Source organism: Rhizobium sp. AC44/96, from assembly GCF_001692185.1.
GTDB lineage: Bacteria > Pseudomonadota > Alphaproteobacteria > Rhizobiales > Rhizobiaceae > Rhizobium.
Genome location: NZ_LXKO01000015.1, coordinates 24,350 through 42,963, shown reverse-complemented (window position 1 = coordinate 42,963; position 18,614 = coordinate 24,350). Strand labels below are relative to the sequence as shown.

Genomic DNA, 18,614 nt, shown 5'->3' with positions numbered 1-18,614 from the left:
TGGCTATGCAGGCACAAACATGCGCCATTGATCTCGGCACTGTCTTCGTGAAAGCTGTTGCAACCTTACCTGGGGTTCCCCGTGAAGTCGTCTTCCCTACGAGACTGGCGATGGGCTCAAGGGTTGTTTCCGGGCGCGAGCGTCCTCCTCAAGTCATTCAGTTTGATGACGCACCAGTGAGGGTAGGGGACCGCTCCTCCCGCGTAGGATTTGTGGAAAGCGAGATGCCAAGAGCACTTATGGATGCTCACGGTCATGCTGTGATAATAGCGGCGGCATTTGACCGACTTGGCATAAGCGGAGCATCTACATTGATGCTAGGATCTGGATTGATACGCGATCAATCCGATGCTGCCTATCTTGCTAATTTGATCGGTCGATGCCGTGCAAGTGATGGGCGCTCATTCAAGGTTGGTCGTCTTGGCTCAATGGGAGCGACGGAGGCCATTCTGGCTGATTTCTCACTGACAACGAGTGGCGCAATATCGCTGCGCAGCGGTAAGGAAGAAAGGGGACGCTTTGGCGTTCTTGATTTGGGGTCGTCGTCGTGGCGTCTCAGTCTTGTAGCTGACGGTGAAACATCAAATGAAGTCCTGTTTAGGACCGTTGATATTCCGGTAAAAATGGCTGTTGAACGCCGCGCATGCGACCTGATCGAGGAACGCCTTGGTGTTCCTGTCTCCGGCATAGCCGAGACGTTTAATAGCCAGGTTGTTTATTCCAAGCGAAAGAAGCTCGACGTTACCATGCTTATCTCCAACGCATGGCGTGAAACGTGGGCTAACTTTGGCCCCCGGATTGTTGACGAGATTTCTCAATTCGGTGCAACCACAATGTATGCGGCTGGCGGGAATGCAACGCTTCTAAAAGAAGTGCAGCCGTCCTTAAAGGACATTGATTTCAAGATTGCGAAGCAATGTGAAATTAGTATAGTACGAGGGCTACTCAAAAGCGCGAGGCGTTGGGGAGAGCAAGCTTGAAAGTGGGAATAGGCGAAGAGAAAGCGGATGACGTTTCGATAATGCTTCCTTTAGCGTTGCTGAGTGGGGATCTTTCGTCACACCTCTTGGGACTTCCTGCCGAGAAGCGCGCCGCAGCAATAGCGCGGTTTGCTCGAATCGGATTTGAGAAAAAGACAAATGCAACTGCCAAGCGAGGCTTGGGCGATCCACCGGGGAATGTGGCCTTGGTCGATTTTCTAGGAGGCACTATCAGATGGTTCGCATGAACAGCGCTTTTGCGGCGGCACTATTGTTGACGGGGGTGTCGGTCGCGCAAGCGCAAGAGGACACGTTGTCAGTTCGGCAAAACGTTTACCCAAACCAAGTCCAGGGCGGCTACTACCCTCCGACAGGATATCCCGGCGTGTATCCCGGTGCTTATCCCGGCGTGTATCCGGGCGCTTATCCCGGCGTTTATCCGGGGTATCCGCCTGTTGGCTATCCCGGCGGTTTTCCCGGCCAACAACAGCAGGGCGTCCCGTTGAATGCTCAAGGTATGGCAGGCCAAAGCGTCATTCGTGATCCTGTTTCAGGTCAGATGCTTCAAGCGCCTACCGGAGCTGGTTCCAATGTCGTTGTTGATCCGTCAGTCTACATGCGCGGTCAGACGCCAGACAAGCGTGGACCGCAGGTTCCGCCTGGATCGGGACTTGGTGGGCAAGGGCCAGCAAGAAAAGAATTGGTTCGCAAAACTGCACGAACAGCAGGTATCAGAGATGGATACGCGCAGGAAGCTGAGCGGATCAACGACTCTCTAAACAAGATGGCGAACTGGTTGGATCGGAAATATCCATTCCCTTCGTTGATGATCAATAACCATATTGTTCCCCCTGTCGTTATCCTGACGAATAGTCGTGTAGAAAAGAACGGACCACAGATTCTTGAGCTGACGCTTGGGCGATTTCAAATCATCACACCAGCTAAGGTGACGGCACAAGCGCCTTCGTGGCGCAGCTATTTGTTCATGCAGTCTGATCCCGACAGCGGTGTCGATTTGCGACCGCACTCGAAAGAGGATGGCAGCGCTTGGCAGAGTGGTTACAGCGAGGGACAGAAGGTCGGGATCGCTGAGGCCAGATCTTATTTCGAAGAAGCTGAGCGGCGTATGCGGCGCGACTATGAAGGTATGGCGCGATATCATGATCTTGCGTCACGTGGCGCAGTGTCGATGCCTGTTGCGTCTCAGAAGAGCAAAGCACTTCAAATCAGCAAGGATGGACGCGTGGCGTTGCGCGGATCTCAGACGATCAAGATCGTTGTGTCACCGACTTTTAACGGCAAGGCGGGTGCGTCCGCTTTCCCGGTCGGGTCCGCTGACGTAACCATGCGCAACGTTCCGGTGCCAATCGCAAAGGGCCAGTGATGGACGCCCGCGTAGTTGAAGATAATATCGGTCTCTGGACCGGTGAGCGCGACCTTACCCAAGACTTTCGCATGACGGAATCGGGCGAGGACGTGATGAAGATCCTCTGCTACGCGGCTCGCAGCGGGTGCCAGGACGTTATTTTCCAAACCGGCGCTCCGATCTTAATGAATAAGCTTGGTTCGTTGATTGCGCTAACAGCGTGGACCTACGACACCACGGACTTCATGCGGGCGGCGAAACATATTAGCGGCTCTGGCGGTGACGTGGAAACCCGTCTTGCAGGGGGCCGGGCGTTCAATAAGCGCATTGATGCTCGCGATTTCAATGACCGTGACGAATACGGCGAGCCAAGGGTGTACCGGTTCCGGGCGAACGTCACGGCGTGTGCCTATGGAGCTGCGCTCGGTGGACAGATGGTCCTTCGTTATATTCCAGAGCATCCTCCAACAGTAAAACAGATCTCTCTTGAGGAAGATATCATTGGAGCATCGACGCCAGAAATGGGCTCGGTGATCCTTTCCGGGCCTACGGGCTCCGGCAAAACCACGACTTTTGCAGGCCTTCTTCGACGTGTTATGGAAGAGGATACGCCAATCGAGGGTAATGTCGTCACTCTCGAACAGCCAATCGAGTTCTCGTTTGACTCGATCCAGTCTCATCGCTGCGTCATCGCTCAATCAGAAATCCCTACCCACTTTAGCAGCTTCGAAATGGGGATCGAGGAGGCAATGCGAAGGGTTCCACGCTTGATTGTCGTGGGCGAACAACGCGACTATCAGACAATGGCTGCTGCGCAGGAAGCCGCGAACACCGGCCACGCTGTTTATACGACCGTCCATTCGAACACGTCTTCGCTGGCGATCCAGCGTATCGTAGGCAAGTTTCCGCGCGAGATGCAAAGCCAGGCGTTTGAGATGGCTGTTGCCACCACGCACATGATCGTCAGCCAGGTGCTCGTTCGAAACACAAGCGGCGGTCGCGTCTGCTTGCGGGAATGGGTCATTCTGAATGATGACGATCGTCAGGAGTTGACTAAGGCTGGCTTCCTCGGATCGCGTGCGTTTCTTTCGGATTTGATGAACCGTGGTTTCAGGCATGGTAAGCCGATGAAGGCGACGGTATCAGAGCAATTCAACAGTGGGAATATCACGCGGGAGGCGGCCGAGCTGGCCTTGAAGCGATACGGCTACAGCTCGTCTGAGAAGGTTTTGTGAGATGATTAGCCGACGCTCTTTGATGGTCGGTGCCTTTTCGAGTGCCCTTGCAGTTGGGGCGTCTGCTTATGCTCAGAACGAGGACGCGAAGGGGGAGAAATCTGCGAAAGTGCCTTTCGCACCCTCTCCTGACGATGCCGACGACAGGGCGTTCACCAAGGAGGTCGAGAAGGCCGCGCCGAATTCTGATCCCCGAACGACCGGTTATGGATCGTTGCAGCTTTACAGGGAAGCAACGGGGGAGAGCATAGCTGCGCGCTACCGTTACGAGGGTGGTGTTGACCGTCGCTCTATCGCGGAACTGTCGTGGTTCTGGCGAGATGTGAAGGATGACGACAAGGCGCTCTGGATTGATCCGACGCTGTTCGATTTCGTGTCGTCTGTTCAATCAACGATGTCGATGATCCACGGATCTATGTTGCCCTTCATCCTGACGAGTGGGTATCGCACACGTAGACACAACGCCTCGATTGAGACAGCAGCTCGTAACTCGCTCCATATTGACGGCCTGGCTGGCGATCTGAAAGTACCTGGCTATCCGCCTCGATCTCTTGCCATTGCGGCCATGACTTTCAAAGGCGGCGGCGTAGGGGTGTACTCGCGCTTTACCCATCTGGATGTGGGGCAAATCAGGTGCTGGCCGTATTCCTGCAATCAGATCATGGGAGGCCGAAATGGCTGAAGACAGGCGCGTTAGCTTTTCAGGAGATGGATGGCGCTGGACCGGTGAGCCGATCAACGGTGCATTAGGCCTGCATGGATCGGTCATGCTTTTCATTCCCTCAGCGATAGCTACCGGGATGGTATGGCAGTTCACAAAGCTTCCGCTGTTCTGGCCGTTCGTCATATTTTGGGTCGTATATATAGGCCTTGCGGCTTACGCAGCTCGCAAGGGTTACACGCCGCGCGACATGATCGAGCGGCAAGTGATTATGAAGCTGTTTCAAGGCAGGTACAAAGTTTGAAAGCGCCGAGCCAACGATCAGAACACACAGTGTATCAGCTAACGCGTTTCGTTGTCGAAGGCGCTTATGCAAATGTGCTCAGCAGTCGCCTATCAGGAAGGCCAGACCCAGCCGATGCGCAGCGCGAGCTGTATGAGAAGGTTATCGAAAGAGCGCTGAAAAAGATGGGGCCGGAAGCCGCCGCTCTTCGCCCCGCTATGGCAACTCCTGATTTTCCAGACTTTGCTTCAGGGCTGTGGCTCGAAGACGGCTTCGTCATGCCGATAGTCATGGGATACACAGAGCATGTGGGCAGGATCATAGGGATGCTGCCCGTTGATCGGCCTACATTCTCGGTGAGTTTTGCGAGAGGCGGCTGGTTCGATGTGCGTTTTTCTCGGGCTGAGATCTATTCGACGCCGGAAATGAAAAAGGCAACAGCGGTCGCTTATGGACAGGTTGTCGCTCATTCAACACGAGAAATTTTCCGCGACGGTGATGCGCTTTCCATCGGTCTCGATAATGCTTGGAAGCTGGCCGCAGGGTGAACGGCTTGGCTGTCCTGCGAGCCAGCAATTCGACAGTGTTTTTTAGACTGACTTGACAATCAAACTCTTTCTGGCCTTTTATTTGGTTGTGAGTGCTGGCGAGTCTGTCAGCCGGTGATTTTAGTTGGTTGGAGAAGAACATGGCCGAGCGCAAATATGCGGGTCCAAAACTCCCTGCTACCCTTGGGAACGTCGCTCTGAAAGTGAGCGAGTACGCCACAAAAGATGGCGTGACGACTGTTAAGGGTAATCATCTCCAGACTGGCGACGAGCTATCGGTCCAACTCATGTCACCTGTTCGTGCCGCGAACATGATGAAGGGGCGTAATGACGTTGATGATCGCGAGCGCGTCAGAATTTGGGAAGAGCGCTTTGCCAATCGCCGCGATCTGACGGTTTTTTCTGATCAGAGCAACGAGCACAGTGTGAAGCCTGGCGGAGTCCTGCTCCTGAACAATACACGTCTCGATTTCAGTGATCGGCGCTACTATGCGCAAGCGGCATACGGGTTCGTAAGCGATCCCGAAGCACAGGCCGCGATCTCTGGCATGATCTCATTGTCAAAATTCAATGATGGATCGATCAGGCTCCAAGTTTTCCAACCGGAAAACGCTTCGTTGCTGTCGGCATCCGATAAGGATGACGCTCAGCGGTCCGTGAAGGCCGCTTTTGAAGCGCGTTCCCCGGTCGGATCGGGCGTGATGGCACGCGCGGTCATCGTCACGCTCAAGGAAGCCGGTAGCGAGGGACAAAGCAAAGCGTTCTACATGCGCAGCGCTAGTTTCGAGGCCGATTCAGGCAATGGCGTGCAGTTTCAATTGTCCAACGGTTTTGGTGATACGCTGAAGCGCACCAACCTTGACAGCAATTCGGGAGCAGGGGCGGCAGCGATTGCGGCGGCGACTGGTGTCTCGGTGCAGATGGTATTGGATCGTTTGGGGGCGGACGCCACAGAGGAAGACCGGGACTCCCTCAAGAAGATTTACGATGCTGTCGCTTCGGGGGCAACATCAGCCGCTCTCACTCCAGGCTACACGATCCCAATTGTCCTGAAGTCTGTAGAGCATTTGAGCAAACGGCCGGAGCTTTTCCATTCGGGAGCATTTAGCGGTGCGGTCGCAATTGCTGTTCGCGGTGCTGGCGGCGGCGCGCTTGAACGGCCCGCAGCGTATGCGGTCACAAGCTATTCTACACTGCCGAAATCGGAGCCTGAGAACGCACCTACACCAGCAAAAGAGGCGATCAAGGCTCATGATCGGCTGGTGTCATCTACAGGAGGAAGTGCGGAAGCAGCTCCGGCCACTCGGCCACCAACGCGGTTTGCTTCGCCCGGCCGTGACTTCTAGGCGGTGGCAAACTGATGGCTTCTGTCCCACTCCCCATTATCGGCATCGACGGCATCGGAGCCGCGTACATCCCTCGGGCATCCCGGATGCACGCGAACGCGGGTGATCTGCTGATTTCCGCTCCTACCGATTTGATGGCGTTTGCGGTTCGCGGAGGCCTGAAGCACTGCAATGTGCCAGTCCTCAACACCGTGACGAAGGGGGAGGCAACGATTTTCGTCGTGCGCCCGCCTGCGGATCTCGATCCTTCCGATCTATGGGTTGCCTGCGGACTGCCGCTTAAGCGGCTTTGGGAAAGTGACTTCAACGTTGATACCGCAGATCGCGCAGCGCTCTCCAAGCGGTTCCACGACTGCATGACAGCGACGGGCATGAGTGATCTAGTCACGCCTCGCCGGATTGGGCTCAATGTGGCAGGCTCTACGGTCTTTGACACGATTGGGGGCCGCGTAGCCGTCAACAAAGCGAACGAAGCCCACTATGAGTTCGACCGTTTCAGCAACGGTCGGGAAAAAGGGGAGCATCGTGACAGGTTCCTGAGAGCGCTGCGCACGTCTGATCTCGTTGGATGTGCGGCCGGTGTGGCGCTGGCTATTGTCCAAGGGGAGAGCTTTGACCGTGGATCGATAGCGCGGCTGCACAAGGATATCGTCATCCCTGACGCGCCTGCTATGGTCAGCGTTTTCGCATTTCAGGAAGAGATCGAGGCCGCACTTGCGGTGCAAGCGGCGAACCTCGTGCGCAATGGTGGCGACTACCGGGAAGTGGCGCGAGAGCTGACTGATCGTTCAGCAGCCCACGGGGACCGGAATGCACAGCGGCTCCGGCTGCAGCAATATTCAACGCCTCTGACCATCTCGGCCGTAGCACAGGACATTCTGCGTATCCGCGAGGGCGAACTTGTCTTGGAGCCTACGGCAGGCAATGGAACACTGGCACTAGGCGCGGCAGCGGCAGGCGCCAGGATCGAGGGCTTTGAGTTAGACAAAGTGCGTGCAGAGCGCGGCGCTCGGGTTCTGAAAGAGGCTGGTGCGCAGTTTGTAAATATCAGGCCGCGAGCTTTCGAAGTGAAAGCCGAAGGCGGTTCTGCCTCAATGTCGTTCGATGCCGTGCTGGCAAATCCGCCGTTCGAAGCGATAAAGGCTGAGAAGGTCATTGATCGTGAAGGCAGAACACTCTCGATATCGCGCCTTGATCATCGGATTGTCTATGATGCGCTAAACCAAGTGCGCGCAGACAATGGGCGAGCTTTTCTGGTGTTGCCCGGTGAGATGATGGGCGAGGGGAAGCTTGAAGGCGCAACGCGCTTCTTCAACAACTATCTCCATGCCACGTTCGAAGTCGCAGGGGCGGCAATGCTGGACGGCCGACTTTACCGGAAGTCTGGTGCTGAGTTTCCCGTGATTGTCTATGCGCTCGGGCCACGGCTGGAAAACCCGCTATCTGCTGACGCAGCCAAGAAGATCCCCGACCAGTTACCATACCTCCATACGACTGATCAGCTTTTTGGTTGGGGTGAGGCAGCACGGCTGGCGATGGACGAGATCTTGGCCCGTCGCGCAGCTCCTGAGACGATACAGGTGGCGCGAACCTTCGTGGCACCTGATTTCGATGACGATGACGAGGTAATGACCGTCGAAGATCAGAGCCCTGAGATTTCGAGCGGTGATGATGTTGCGATGTCGGAGGACGAAGCCGATTTTGCCGTTTCGCCTGATGTTCTCCTCGACGACCTGGTGATTGAGAACGATCCCTTCCAAGTGACCTACGAGTCTGCCTCGCTTGTTGGCGGACCCGTTTTGAAAATCCAGAAGGCTCTCGCGGAGCCTGTTGCGCTCGCTCTGACCGAGCTTGAACGCATACGCGGGCCGGTCGATCAGTTCGTTGCAGACAGCATCGGTGTAGAGGTTGACCAGCTAGGAAGCCTACTTCACGCCGGTCAGGTGGATGGCGTCGGACTAGCTCTGCATAAAGCGTTGCGTGCAGAGTCAATTATTGTTGGAGACCTGATGGGTGTCGGCAAGGGTCGCCAGCTCGCTGCGTTGGCGCGGGCAGCACTGAAGGACGACCGTCCTGTGCTGTTCTTCACCGACAATGCCTCGCTCTTCACCGATTTCGTGGCCCGCGATCTCGCGACGGTTATGCGGAGGCCTGCGAGTGACCTACCGCAAGTTATCCGGCCATACATCGTCAACAGCAGCAAAGATGCTTCCATCCTCGATCCAGATTATCAGGGCGAGCGTCGGCGCGGACAGGGGTTCGTGTTCCGCGCTTCTGCCAGCTCGGCCAAGCGCGAAAAATCCATCGATCCGTCGATGAATATGATCCTGTCGTCTTACTCACAGCTTGGAGCGCAAGGCCGTGAGGCAAAGCTGGCGGCGATATCGGATTGGCTCAACAAACAGGATAAGCCGCCGCTTTTGATCATGGATGAATCACACCGAGCTGCCGGAGAGGGGTCGAATGTAGGCCTCTCGATGACAGCCTTGGTTGAAACCGTCAAAGCTGCGGGCGGTTCTGTCGCCTACGCTTCAGGGACCGCGCTCAAGGGCGCGAGAAACCTGCGTGTTTACGGGTCCGCTTTGCCAGATGTCGGGATTCCCCCTGATCGTCTGGTGGAGCTGATCGAGAAGGAACCGCTTGCCCTCCAAGAGGCACTTTCTTACGAGATGGCGCGATCCGGGGGTCTAATCGCTCGTGAGCTGGACAACACAGAAGTTGCTCGCGAGACGGTTTCTCTTCAAGACGTTGACCCTGTTCGTTTCGCGCAAGTGCTGGAGAAGGTCGATATCTTTGCTCACAAGATGTCTGAGCTGCTATCCCTTGGCCGCGAGGTCAAAGACTGGTCTCAGCATCGGCAGAAAGAGCTGAAAAAGGACATTGAAAGCTTGCCGGAAGGTGCAGAGCGTGACCGCGCCCTTGGGTCCGTCGGCGTGCATTATCAATCGCCCGCTTCCCGTTTTCATCACCTTTCGAACTATCTGACGCTGGCTATCAACGGCGTATTCTTGGAAGATCTCGTTTTGAAGTCCGTCGCGGAGGGCCGCAAACCTCTCGTAGCGGTCGCTAACACAGGCGATACCCTTATGCGGGATCTGATCGCCAGCCATTGGGACAATGACGACGCTGAAGAGGACGAAAGCGCAAGCGTCATGAAGGGATCGGCATATGTCCTGCCGGAAAAGCCGCACCTGGGGCATGTGATCAAGCGCGTTGCCGACCGGCTGTTGACGGTCAAAGAGAGCAATGGGTTTGGCGCTGTCACCGAGATCCGGCTTCATGAATATGAGGACTGGCTGGTTGAATTCAACGCGGGCGTGGACGCCGCGGATTTCTCAATGCTGTCCATGACGGTCATTGATGACCTGGCTGTAGCGCTCGAAAAGCATGGCCTGTCACTCGGAGAGATCACAGGGCGAACGTTCATGTCTCGCCCGGCCGAAGACGGCAGCGGATTTGTCATCAGCGCGCGGACAAAGCCCCTGAAGCACGATGTCGTGTCTGATTTCAACAATGGCCGTGTTGATGTTCTGATCCTCAACCAGTCTGCTGCGGTTGGGCTCTCTGCGCAGGCATCGCCAGCCAATGGCTTCGACGTGCGGCAGCGCGAGATGATCAAAGCACAGATGCAAGGGGACGTGACGCAAGAACGCCAAATGGACGGGCGTATCAATCGAGTGGGCCAAATTCATCCGCCGCTCTACACGGTTCCGCTTCAAGGCCTGGCAAGCTCTGACCGCTTGGCGCAATTGTTCAACCGAAAGAACCGCTCGCTCACGGCAGCTTCCACAGCCACTCGTGAGAATGAATCGAACATCAAGGATACGCTCGACCTTCTCAACGAGGTGGGCCAGTTCGTCAGCCGTGAGTACCTGAAAAACAATCCCGACATCGCGGTCACGCTCGATATCGACCCGGAATCGGAAATCGAAACCAAGTATTCCGAAAAACTGATGGGCCGGATGATCGCGCTTCCGTCTGGAATGCAGCGAACGATCATGGGCGAACTGGACACCGCTTTCCAGATGCGCGTAGCTCTTCTCGATGCGCTCGGTGAGAACCCGCTGCGGCTACGGGAGTACGACTGGAAGGCGGAGGTCAAAGAGGTTGCAGCTCTGATCAGTGGTAATGCGTCTGCCGCTCGAATGTCTGAGCGCCCGTTGGTGCTCAACAAGCTCACCTACAAAGAGACCATCAAGCCGATAGACATCTCCTCCGTTGAGGATGCGGTCGCCCGTGGCAAGGATTGGATGATCGATCCGACACTCGGCCGAGCATTGTCAGTCAATGAGCGCCTGGAAGAGCTTGCACCAAGCGGCCAGGACATCCGTTTTACTGATCCGATCTTTGATCGGGTTATGAACCGCTCTGACGAGCTGCGAAGCCTCGGCGCGACGGAACACCCTGTCGAAATAGCTCAGGCTTTTTGGGACAGCCAGTATACAAAGGATGCCGAAAGGGAAATCAAAGGCCTTGAGAAGATGGTGCTTGATGCGGGGCACAAGCTCAACTTCCTCCTCGATATCGCTCCTGTGATTTCGCCCGGCGCTATCGTGACGGTCTATCCCAAACTGGTATCCCGACTGCGTGATTCCACCCTGTTTAACGCTGCGGTCGATTACATCGACGGGACGGATCACACCGACAGAGAAGTTGGTGTGCCTGCTGTCATCGTAGATGTGCGGTTCAATGAGGAAAAGCCGCTCAATCTCGGTGAGTGGAACATTCGAATTGCGGTTCCCGGTGAGGAGCACTTGATCGATATGCCGATGGCATCGGTCTACGCGATCCTTCGGGAGGAGCACGAGGCGACAGTCGCTGCCAAGGGCATTACGAAGATATGGGCTTTCAAAAGCGCGCGTCTTGATGATGACGGCTTGGGGCTGGCACGAGCTATTGCGCCGCTATGGTCCCAACCTCTGGCAAAGGCGCTCGATGATGCTGAAGCCATGGGCAAAGCACCTGATTTCGCCACAGGGTACGAGAGGCTTCACTGGAAACCATTCCTGGGCGACGGTAGCCCGGAAAACAGCGTTTTGGTGGCACTGTTCCAGAACGTTCATGGAGGCAGCGTCAGCCGGTCACGGTATGCCGTTGAAGGAAACCTTTTCGCCGCTGTATCGGCCCTCGCAGGCAAGCGTATGGGGGAGAAGGCCATGTACACGGACGATAGTGGCGCAATCCGCCACTGCTTCCTGCTGAAGCGCGACGGCCACAAGAAGGTGCTTGATCAGCTAACGGCAAGCGTTGCGAGCCGTGTCGGCTTCATGAAGGCTGACGTTGGCTCCGTATCAGGTCTCTTGACGGGGATGACCGGGATTATCAGCGGCGCTGATGATGAGGCGCGCGCCTCTTACGTAGCCTTTGACCTTCTGACCCGGATGTCACAAGGCGGCTGTAAAACATCGATCGATCAAGCTCGTGACCTTATCAGGCCGCGACTGGCGGAACTGCACACGCAGATAATCAAAGCGGTGCGCCAGCAAGGATCTATCAATACCGGTCTATTCGTCGGAACAGATCCATTCGGGGACTCGACACAACGCTTGTTCACGCCCGGAGCGTCGATCAGGGTACGTGAGGGGGCTTCGGACGAAAGTAGCGGCTTCAGGGTCCATTGGGACCCCAAGGAGATAGCCAGGTCCTCAGCCGCTTTGAGCGATAAGGGGGCGCTGGCAGCGTTTGGCGGGAAGACGTTCGGCGTTATCGTGAAAGCGAAAAACGATGTCTGCGACAAGGCAAAGAACGCGCTGTGCGCCGACTGGAGCAACAAGCTTGGAACAAGCGTCGTCCGTAACTCGACGGTCGCAAAGGAAATCGCGTCGGCCATGGATACGGCAGAGGTTTTGTGTGCTGCCGCTCACGACAAATCCCTCGATGGAATGATCGGGCTTAAAGGCGCGCTTGTCGTGTACAATGAGGTGATGACGAATCTGTCGCGCGAGCTGATTGCGCAACAGTTGCAGGTAGGTACTGAGATAACAGCGTCGGTGCGCTCTGATCGAGCGTCGGCACCAGCAGTTGCAGCAGTCTAGAATGAATTACCCGATATTAAAAAGTTTGACATACTTTTTTGTTCGGGTTTCATTGTGAAAAATTTTGGGAAAGGGAATCATCAAGGACTAGAAAGCTAACCCCAGAAATGCCGAACCCCAGACGGTCTCCCGTCCGGGGTCGAAAATAAAGATAGAAAAGAACGCTTTTGGTCGGGCGTCGTTCTCCTCAGAAGGTAAAATCCTTTGAGGCGAAATGCAAGTCTTTTTGTCTTTTTTCTCGGCGTTTCCGGCTAACCGGAAAGAGAGAAAGATGAGCGTTTCCGCGTTGGCGATGAGCCAACACAACGAGAGAAATATCCTATCCATAGTCAGCAATACGTGGTCGCAAGGCGCACTGGACGACTGCATCAAAACCGTCCTCGGTGCCCATGCTCGTGGCCTGATTGGCGACGGTGTTGTCGAGTCCGTCTATTCTGCAGTCACGGATCGACGGGCAGCATTGATCACTCAACAGAGATCGGCTGCGCGTCGGCCTGCTAAGTGGGGATTGCCACTAGCGGCAGGACCGAAACTATCCCTGGACGAGAAGCGGAGCCGGGCAAAGACGCGCCATAACTGCGCGGGCTGGTTCTCGGCAAAGCTGGAAAAGGCCGGGGCCAACGTTGCCGAGATCTATGAGAAACTTCCGCGAGCGAGCGTCAGGGCAGTTCTCCATACGATATGCGAGCTTTGCGCCCTAGCGCGTGGCCGATGCGACGCCTCCATTGCGACAATAGCAGACCGCGCAGGATGCAGCCGCTCGGCTGTTGAACAGGCTCTGCATCATCTGAAGGCTGGTGGCTTCATCGAAATCGAAAGTGGCAAGGCTGCGGGCGTCACGTCGATCATCCGACCCGCACAACAATACCTCACGAAGGTCGTAGCCTGGTGCCGCGCGCGTTTGGAAAAAACACAGAAAAAAATGCGTGAGGCCGACAGATCGGCGTCCGTCGCAGGGGGTACACAAATTAATGGGAAGAAATCAGATTCTTATTTTTTAAATAAAAGATTTGGGCAGAAAGAGGGGAGAGACCAGCCTGAAGATGCGACTGAAGCAGTCGTCTTCCCTGCCACAGGTTCTATCTATTTTACCCGTTGGCGGGATCTCGTGAGAACGCATTCGACAGGTGTCACACCAGACGCCGACATTGTGGCAAACGCGTTCCGAAAGTTCTGCAAAGAGAAAAATATCGCCCTTGATGCACCAAAGATCGAAGATCGCTTTATCAAAATCGTCCAGAAGTTCCGCATCTAGGCGGTTTTGCCGTGTTTCTCTTGGCTCTCAACTCTACGGGATTGCATGTATCGCAAGCTCGTAAGGGGCTTGGATAATTGACGATTATGCAGTAAATCTGATTTTGATTTCACAGTGAAATGCAAAGGCCGAGCGATTTGCCAGACAAAGCAGACAACGCAAAGACCGACACTGAAGCGCAACCGCTAGTAAATCCGGTTAAGTCGTCGGACCTTGAAGAGCTGTACAAGCCCCTCGCTATCGAAAATCCGGAGCGAGGATACAAAGAGTCTGCCGCTTACGGCGCTGATAACCTCGCGGCGGTTCTTGCACTGCCGAATTTGAAGATAGCATTGGCGGCGGTTGCCGTGTGGGAAGAAGGCTAACAGGAGAGAGACGGACATGCGTGTCACAACGAAGGCAACGTTTGCAGGACTAGCAGTTTGGGCGGCTGTTGCGATGGCGTCGCCTGCGGCAGCGCAGGGAGCAGGAGGCGGCTGCGGGATCACGCAGGCGGCTGATGCTGCGGTTCAGCGTCAGATCGCTTTGCTCGATGCCGCCAAGGTAGATAGCTCTGAGTTTTTCAACGGTGCCAACAGTTGCCTCGGCTCAAACCTCCTCGACTCCTTGGATCTTTCAAACCTCATTCCAACCAGTTTCGATTTCCTCGGCGGCGCTGCTGACTCCTTGATCAACGGGCTAATGCAGAAAGCACAACAGCAAGTCTGCCAGGTTCTCAATGATCAGCTTCAAAAAGTTGTCGGCAAGATCAACACGAACATGTTCCAGTTCGATTCCGTCATGGGCGGTCAGATGAACGAGCTGCTTGGCGGTTCGGGCAACAGCGTGACTGAATTGAAGATGCCCAACATTCCCGGCATCGGAAAATATGACTTTACGCTGGCGTCCGTCAGCACCGGCAACGGAATCGACCAGCCGATCATGACGCCTCCTGCATCGCAGGCAGGCGGAAATCAGGTCGGTACACCGGTTGGTAACGGCACTGGATCGGGTGCGACGAACGGTTCGAACAACGCATTCGGAAATCTCTTCCAGCAGTAAAGGGCCGTTCGAATGCGAAAGACAGCAGCAGCATTGACGATCAGCGTCTGCGTAGCCGGGTATTTGCCCGGTACGGCTAACGCGACAATGGTGGAGTGGGCTACCAGCTTCGAACGCTTCATGGCCGGTCTCAAGACCGTCGATAGGCAGGTATCCGGTTCGGCATCTCAAACGCAACAGGTCATCAAGAAATCTGAAGAGGCGGCGGTCAACGCTGAGCTTGCCCAAGAGCAGGCCCTCCGCATGGCGGACATCAAAAATCGGTACTCCTACGAAACCGGGCAGGGCGAAACGTCTTGTGCTGTTGTTGATGCTCGCTCCGGCCTCTCGGGCGTGGACAATTCCGAGAAGAAGATGCTGACGGCGTTTCGTGCGTCCGATCAGAAATACCTGTCAGGAGGCGGAAACGCGGCTGCGACGATCAAGAACTCTCTCCTGAAACGGATTGGTCATTATTGCACCGATGAGGAGCGGGCAGAGCTTGGCCCAACATACTGCCAATCGACCGTGAGGAGTGAACGGAATGCGGGTGATTCCAACGCAGCGCCGTTCTTGGTGAACCGGAACTACGGTGGTGCAGAGGTTGTGACCGCTGCGGACTATATCGATGTCCTGGCTCCTCTTCCGACGATTAAACCTGGCGCTGAAGTGGTTGGGGATCAGTTGGAGCTGATGGGCGCACGTATGCGCGGGGCCGCGCTCTCCGCATCACGTTCAACAATGATGGGTGTGGCTGTCTCTGGCATGGGAGGCGATATGCAATGAGTGTTTTTTCTAAGAAACGTCTTGCTCTTTATCTAACGGCGGCTGCGACGGTTTGCGCCGGATCGCCGGCTCTTGCTGTAACGTGCGCGGTAGAGGCTCATGTTATCGAGCGGACGTTGCAGCTCGATGGTGCTGTGACCGCCCAAATCCTGAAGTCAAAAGGTCTTCTCATCACGGAAGAGCTGAGGCAGCGCCAACTTTTGCTCGCGGCGCTGAAGGTGCTGACTAAGCAGGAATCCGGTTCCGGGCAACAGACAGCGACTGTCGTCAAGAAATCTGCGGAGGCCGCTGCGAGTGCGAACGTTGCACAAAGGCAGGCCTATGCGATAGCCGACGCTAAGGAGCGATATGGCGTCACTGGCTATGATAGCTGCGGCGTCCAGACCAAGAGCGCGTCTTTCTATGCGGCGAACAAGGCTATGGAAAACAGGGCTGCATCATACAGAAACGGCACGTTTTTTAAGCCAGGGGAATACGGCACGCCTCAACAGTGGGCATCGCTTGCTCAGAACGGATCGAATTTCGACGCTGAAGCCATTTTCAGCGGTAATTCATCGGCCGCTGCCGACTACATCAATTTCGTAGCGGGTCCGCCAGTTGCGAAACAAGCTGGCAACGGAATGGCGGCTGATCTTCAAACCTTTGAAAAGAACCGCAACGATGTCCGTCGATCAGTGGTCGTGAACGTCTTGTCTTCGATTGCTGCCGAAAACGCCCCTGGCGGTCCTCGGGAAAAGCTTGCAGAGCTGACAAAGCACTGGACCGGCGATGATGGCGGCGTGAAATGGGCACAAGCCAGTGCCGATAAGCCTCTGCGCGCGACTTTGCTCGATGCTGTTCGGATCGAGGCCGCGAACATCGCTCTCATGGCGTTTCAGGTGAAGGACAACGCGAGAACCGAATTGGCTCTCGCTTCCTACGCCTTGTCTCGCGTGAACAACCGCGTTTTCAACGGAAATGAAAGCGCTGTCTCTGTCGGTGCAGGCCAGCGCCGCGCCGGACTTCAATAGGAGCTAGCTCGATGAACAAGACTATGCGCCTCGCTGTCAGTACGGCAGTTCTCGGTGGAAGCATTCTTCTCAGCTCCAACAGTGCATATGCGGCTTGGTGCGCAATCAGCACTGGATGGCTTGCGACCCACGAGCAGGTTGAGAAGCATCTGATCATGGAAACACAAGTCCTCGAGAACGATGTTGCGCGCGAGGGCGCGACTACGCTTGAGCAGGTTTTGGCGGCGTTGAAGGTCTACAATCGTCAGAACTCGGGCGAAGGACAGCGTTTGCAGCAGTCCACGAAGAAGAGCCAGGAAGCATATGCCAATACCGTCACGGAGCAGATGCGACGAGAAAAGCTGGTGGCGATCAAGGAGAACTATTCCTACGAAACCGGCCAAGGACCAAACGCCTGTGCTCAAGTGGCATTTCTTCAGAAGGTGACAGGCGCGATCGATGGCTCGGGCAGCTCGACATCGCGTGTTTACAAAGGGATCGATGTCGCGCCCGGTTCAGTACCGAGTGTCGCGCAGCAAGCCGCTGATCGCCGTGATCCGCGCTCTACTGACGCGTCTCTTCTCCTCGACGTAAGCGCCTCTGAGGAAGACAAACGCAAGGTTATCCAGCAGCTCGCCGGTTTTGCGGTGGCGAAGCCGGGCGCTGATCAAACCGGAACAGTCGGAGGCGAGTTCTCGATGCTGAGAGCGCGCGAAGCGGAAGCATGGCGTTCTCCGGCTCTGGTCTCGCTGGCGTCGGTCGCCGCGATGTCGAACAAGGCAAGCGGTGATGGCGATGGAGCTGGCAGTGTCCTTCAGGCCATGGATGCGCTGATCGACAACTACGGCGGTGGCCCTGCTTACGAGAAGTGGACGAACGCTTTGCAGATGCAGTCGGAGCGTGGTCTGATGACCGAGCTAAACAGGTTGCGTGCGCTGTCGATGCGCCTTCGTACCTACCACTCCGAATCTGAAGCAAGAAAAGCGGCGGTTGTCGCTGGTATGCTGGCAGCGGAAGCGCAGGGGTCAAATTGAGCGGAAACAAGCCAATCAACGCGCCCGAGCAGCTAGACGCGCATGACTCCACGACCGTCGATATCGACGTGCAGGTTCCTGATTACGACTTCGACGGCGATGATGGGTCGATGGAGATCGGGGACGGCGATATCGAGCTGGCTGTTGATGGCAACGATCCGAGCCGCCCGTCCACGGCGCGTGATATTCGCGTGGGTGAGATGGCGATTGCGGTTAAGCACGAGGAGGCGAGCCGCAAGTCGGATGTGAGGCTCGACATTGAGAGGATGCGGTCGGCCATTGCAGAGGCGCAAGGCCGCGTTCAGGAAATGCCTAAGATGCTTTACGCCGCGAAAGAGATCCAGAAGACGGTTGATGCGCTGGTGGATGAGCATCTCTACGGGAAAGGTGTGGAGAGTGAGCTATGAGGGATAGTGAATACTCCTATCAGGACGAAGACGCGCCGACCGATGCGATCTTAGAGAAGCAGGCGCAAGCGGAGGTAGGGTTTACTGACGAGGACGAGCCCGGCGAGTTTCAGCAGCGCCTGCCAGAAGAGGAGCCCGCTCGGATCGCTCCCTTGGCAGAACAATCTAGCGAGAAGAAAACGCTGTCCCAAGTCGAGGCGGATGCGTTCAGGGACCAAGCCCGAAATTCAGTTTATGCGGCCACCAGAGAGGCGATGAGGGAAGACAAGCCGAGCCACATGGCGCTTGGCGAGTACCTTCAGGAAATTGGCTGCGAAAACGTCGCGATGGGGACCAGTAAGCTCTGGTACAGGGGAGACGGGCCAGACGCCGGTCATTGGCTCTTTATCATCGCGGTGAAGCCAACAGGAACGACCCAGGTGCAACCTGGCTATCGAGTGACACTCGCTTTCGGGAGAGAGAAAGCTGGTCAAATCACCATGGAGGCCTGTGCTTTTTTGGAGGCTCTGGATCGCAACGGCGACGAACTGAGATTTGAGAAGTGCAATGCGGTGAAACATGATGGGGCGAAGTTTGCGCCTGATGGTGCGTTGAGCGAGTTCGATACGGCTAGACGCATTATGAACATGGAATTTGAAACGACGACCCCCTTCAGTTTCAATGAATGAA

16 protein-coding genes are annotated in these 18,614 nt (G+C 55.9%); all 16 read left to right on the top strand.

Annotated elements, in window-relative coordinates; genetic code table 11:
- The first annotated feature begins 5 nt into the window (after positions 1-5).
- Positions 6-980 (top strand): hypothetical protein, encoded by a 975-nt coding sequence (locus A6U87_RS29705; protein ID WP_141683973.1) that lies wholly within the window; start codon positions 6-8, stop codon positions 978-980.
- A gap of 235 nt (positions 981-1,215) precedes the next feature.
- Positions 1,216-2,364: a type IV secretory system conjugative DNA transfer family protein gene (locus A6U87_RS29325; RefSeq protein WP_083199478.1), complete on the top strand. Its 1,149-nt coding sequence runs from the start codon at positions 1,216-1,218 to the stop codon at positions 2,362-2,364.
- The gene (locus A6U87_RS16045) at positions 2,364-3,581 is read left to right on the top strand and encodes an ATPase, T2SS/T4P/T4SS family (RefSeq protein ID WP_083199476.1); all 1,218 of its coding nucleotides are present in this window, start codon (positions 2,364-2,366) and stop codon (positions 3,579-3,581) included. The genes A6U87_RS29325 and A6U87_RS16045 overlap by 1 nt, the downstream gene beginning before the upstream one ends.
- Before the next feature lies 1 nt (position 3,582).
- The gene (locus A6U87_RS16040; protein ID WP_065692293.1) at positions 3,583-4,263 is read left to right on the top strand and encodes a DUF882 domain-containing protein; all 681 of its coding nucleotides are present in this window, start codon (positions 3,583-3,585) and stop codon (positions 4,261-4,263) included.
- Positions 4,256-4,546, top strand: coding sequence for a hypothetical protein (locus A6U87_RS16035; protein WP_065692292.1), 291 nt, complete (start codon positions 4,256-4,258; stop codon positions 4,544-4,546). The genes A6U87_RS16040 and A6U87_RS16035 overlap by 8 nt, the downstream gene beginning before the upstream one ends.
- A gap of 29 nt (positions 4,547-4,575) precedes the next feature.
- Entirely contained in the window at positions 4,576-5,073 is a 498-nt protein-coding gene (locus tag A6U87_RS16030) for a hypothetical protein (RefSeq protein WP_065692291.1), read from the top strand.
- A 140-nt stretch (positions 5,074-5,213) separates the two neighbouring features.
- Positions 5,214-6,419, top strand: coding sequence for a hypothetical protein (locus A6U87_RS16025; protein ID WP_065692290.1), 1,206 nt, complete (start codon positions 5,214-5,216; stop codon positions 6,417-6,419).
- Between the two features lie 14 nt (positions 6,420-6,433).
- Positions 6,434-12,454 (top strand): strawberry notch-like NTP hydrolase domain-containing protein, encoded by a 6,021-nt coding sequence (locus A6U87_RS16020; protein ID WP_065692289.1) that lies wholly within the window; start codon positions 6,434-6,436, stop codon positions 12,452-12,454.
- A gap of 214 nt (positions 12,455-12,668) precedes the next feature.
- The gene (locus A6U87_RS16015) at positions 12,669-13,709 is read left to right on the top strand and encodes an Rrf2 family transcriptional regulator (protein WP_065692288.1); all 1,041 of its coding nucleotides are present in this window, start codon (positions 12,669-12,671) and stop codon (positions 13,707-13,709) included.
- A 137-nt stretch (positions 13,710-13,846) separates the two neighbouring features.
- The gene (locus A6U87_RS16010) at positions 13,847-14,074 is read left to right on the top strand and encodes a hypothetical protein (RefSeq protein ID WP_141683972.1); all 228 of its coding nucleotides are present in this window, start codon (positions 13,847-13,849) and stop codon (positions 14,072-14,074) included.
- A 160-nt stretch (positions 14,075-14,234) separates the two neighbouring features.
- Positions 14,235-14,750 (top strand): hypothetical protein, encoded by a 516-nt coding sequence (locus A6U87_RS16005; RefSeq protein WP_141683971.1) that lies wholly within the window; start codon positions 14,235-14,237, stop codon positions 14,748-14,750.
- 12 nt (positions 14,751-14,762) lie between these two features.
- Positions 14,763-15,515, top strand: coding sequence for a hypothetical protein (locus tag A6U87_RS16000; RefSeq protein WP_065692285.1), 753 nt, complete (start codon positions 14,763-14,765; stop codon positions 15,513-15,515).
- Between the two features lie 116 nt (positions 15,516-15,631).
- Positions 15,632-16,525, top strand: a complete 894-nt coding sequence (locus tag A6U87_RS15995; protein ID WP_065692284.1) for a hypothetical protein — start codon at positions 15,632-15,634, stop codon at positions 16,523-16,525.
- Positions 16,526-16,536: 11 nt separating this feature from the next.
- Positions 16,537-17,538 (top strand): hypothetical protein, encoded by a 1,002-nt coding sequence (locus A6U87_RS15990; protein WP_141683970.1) that lies wholly within the window; start codon positions 16,537-16,539, stop codon positions 17,536-17,538.
- Complete coding sequence (locus A6U87_RS15985; RefSeq protein ID WP_065692282.1) at positions 17,535-17,945, top strand: hypothetical protein; 411 nt, start codon at positions 17,535-17,537, stop codon at positions 17,943-17,945. Before A6U87_RS15990 ends, A6U87_RS15985 begins: the two co-directional genes overlap by 4 nt.
- Positions 17,942-18,613 (top strand): hypothetical protein, encoded by a 672-nt coding sequence (locus tag A6U87_RS15980; protein ID WP_065692281.1) that lies wholly within the window; start codon positions 17,942-17,944, stop codon positions 18,611-18,613. The genes A6U87_RS15985 and A6U87_RS15980 overlap by 4 nt, the downstream gene beginning before the upstream one ends.
- The last annotated feature ends 1 nt before the right edge of the window (position 18,614 follow it).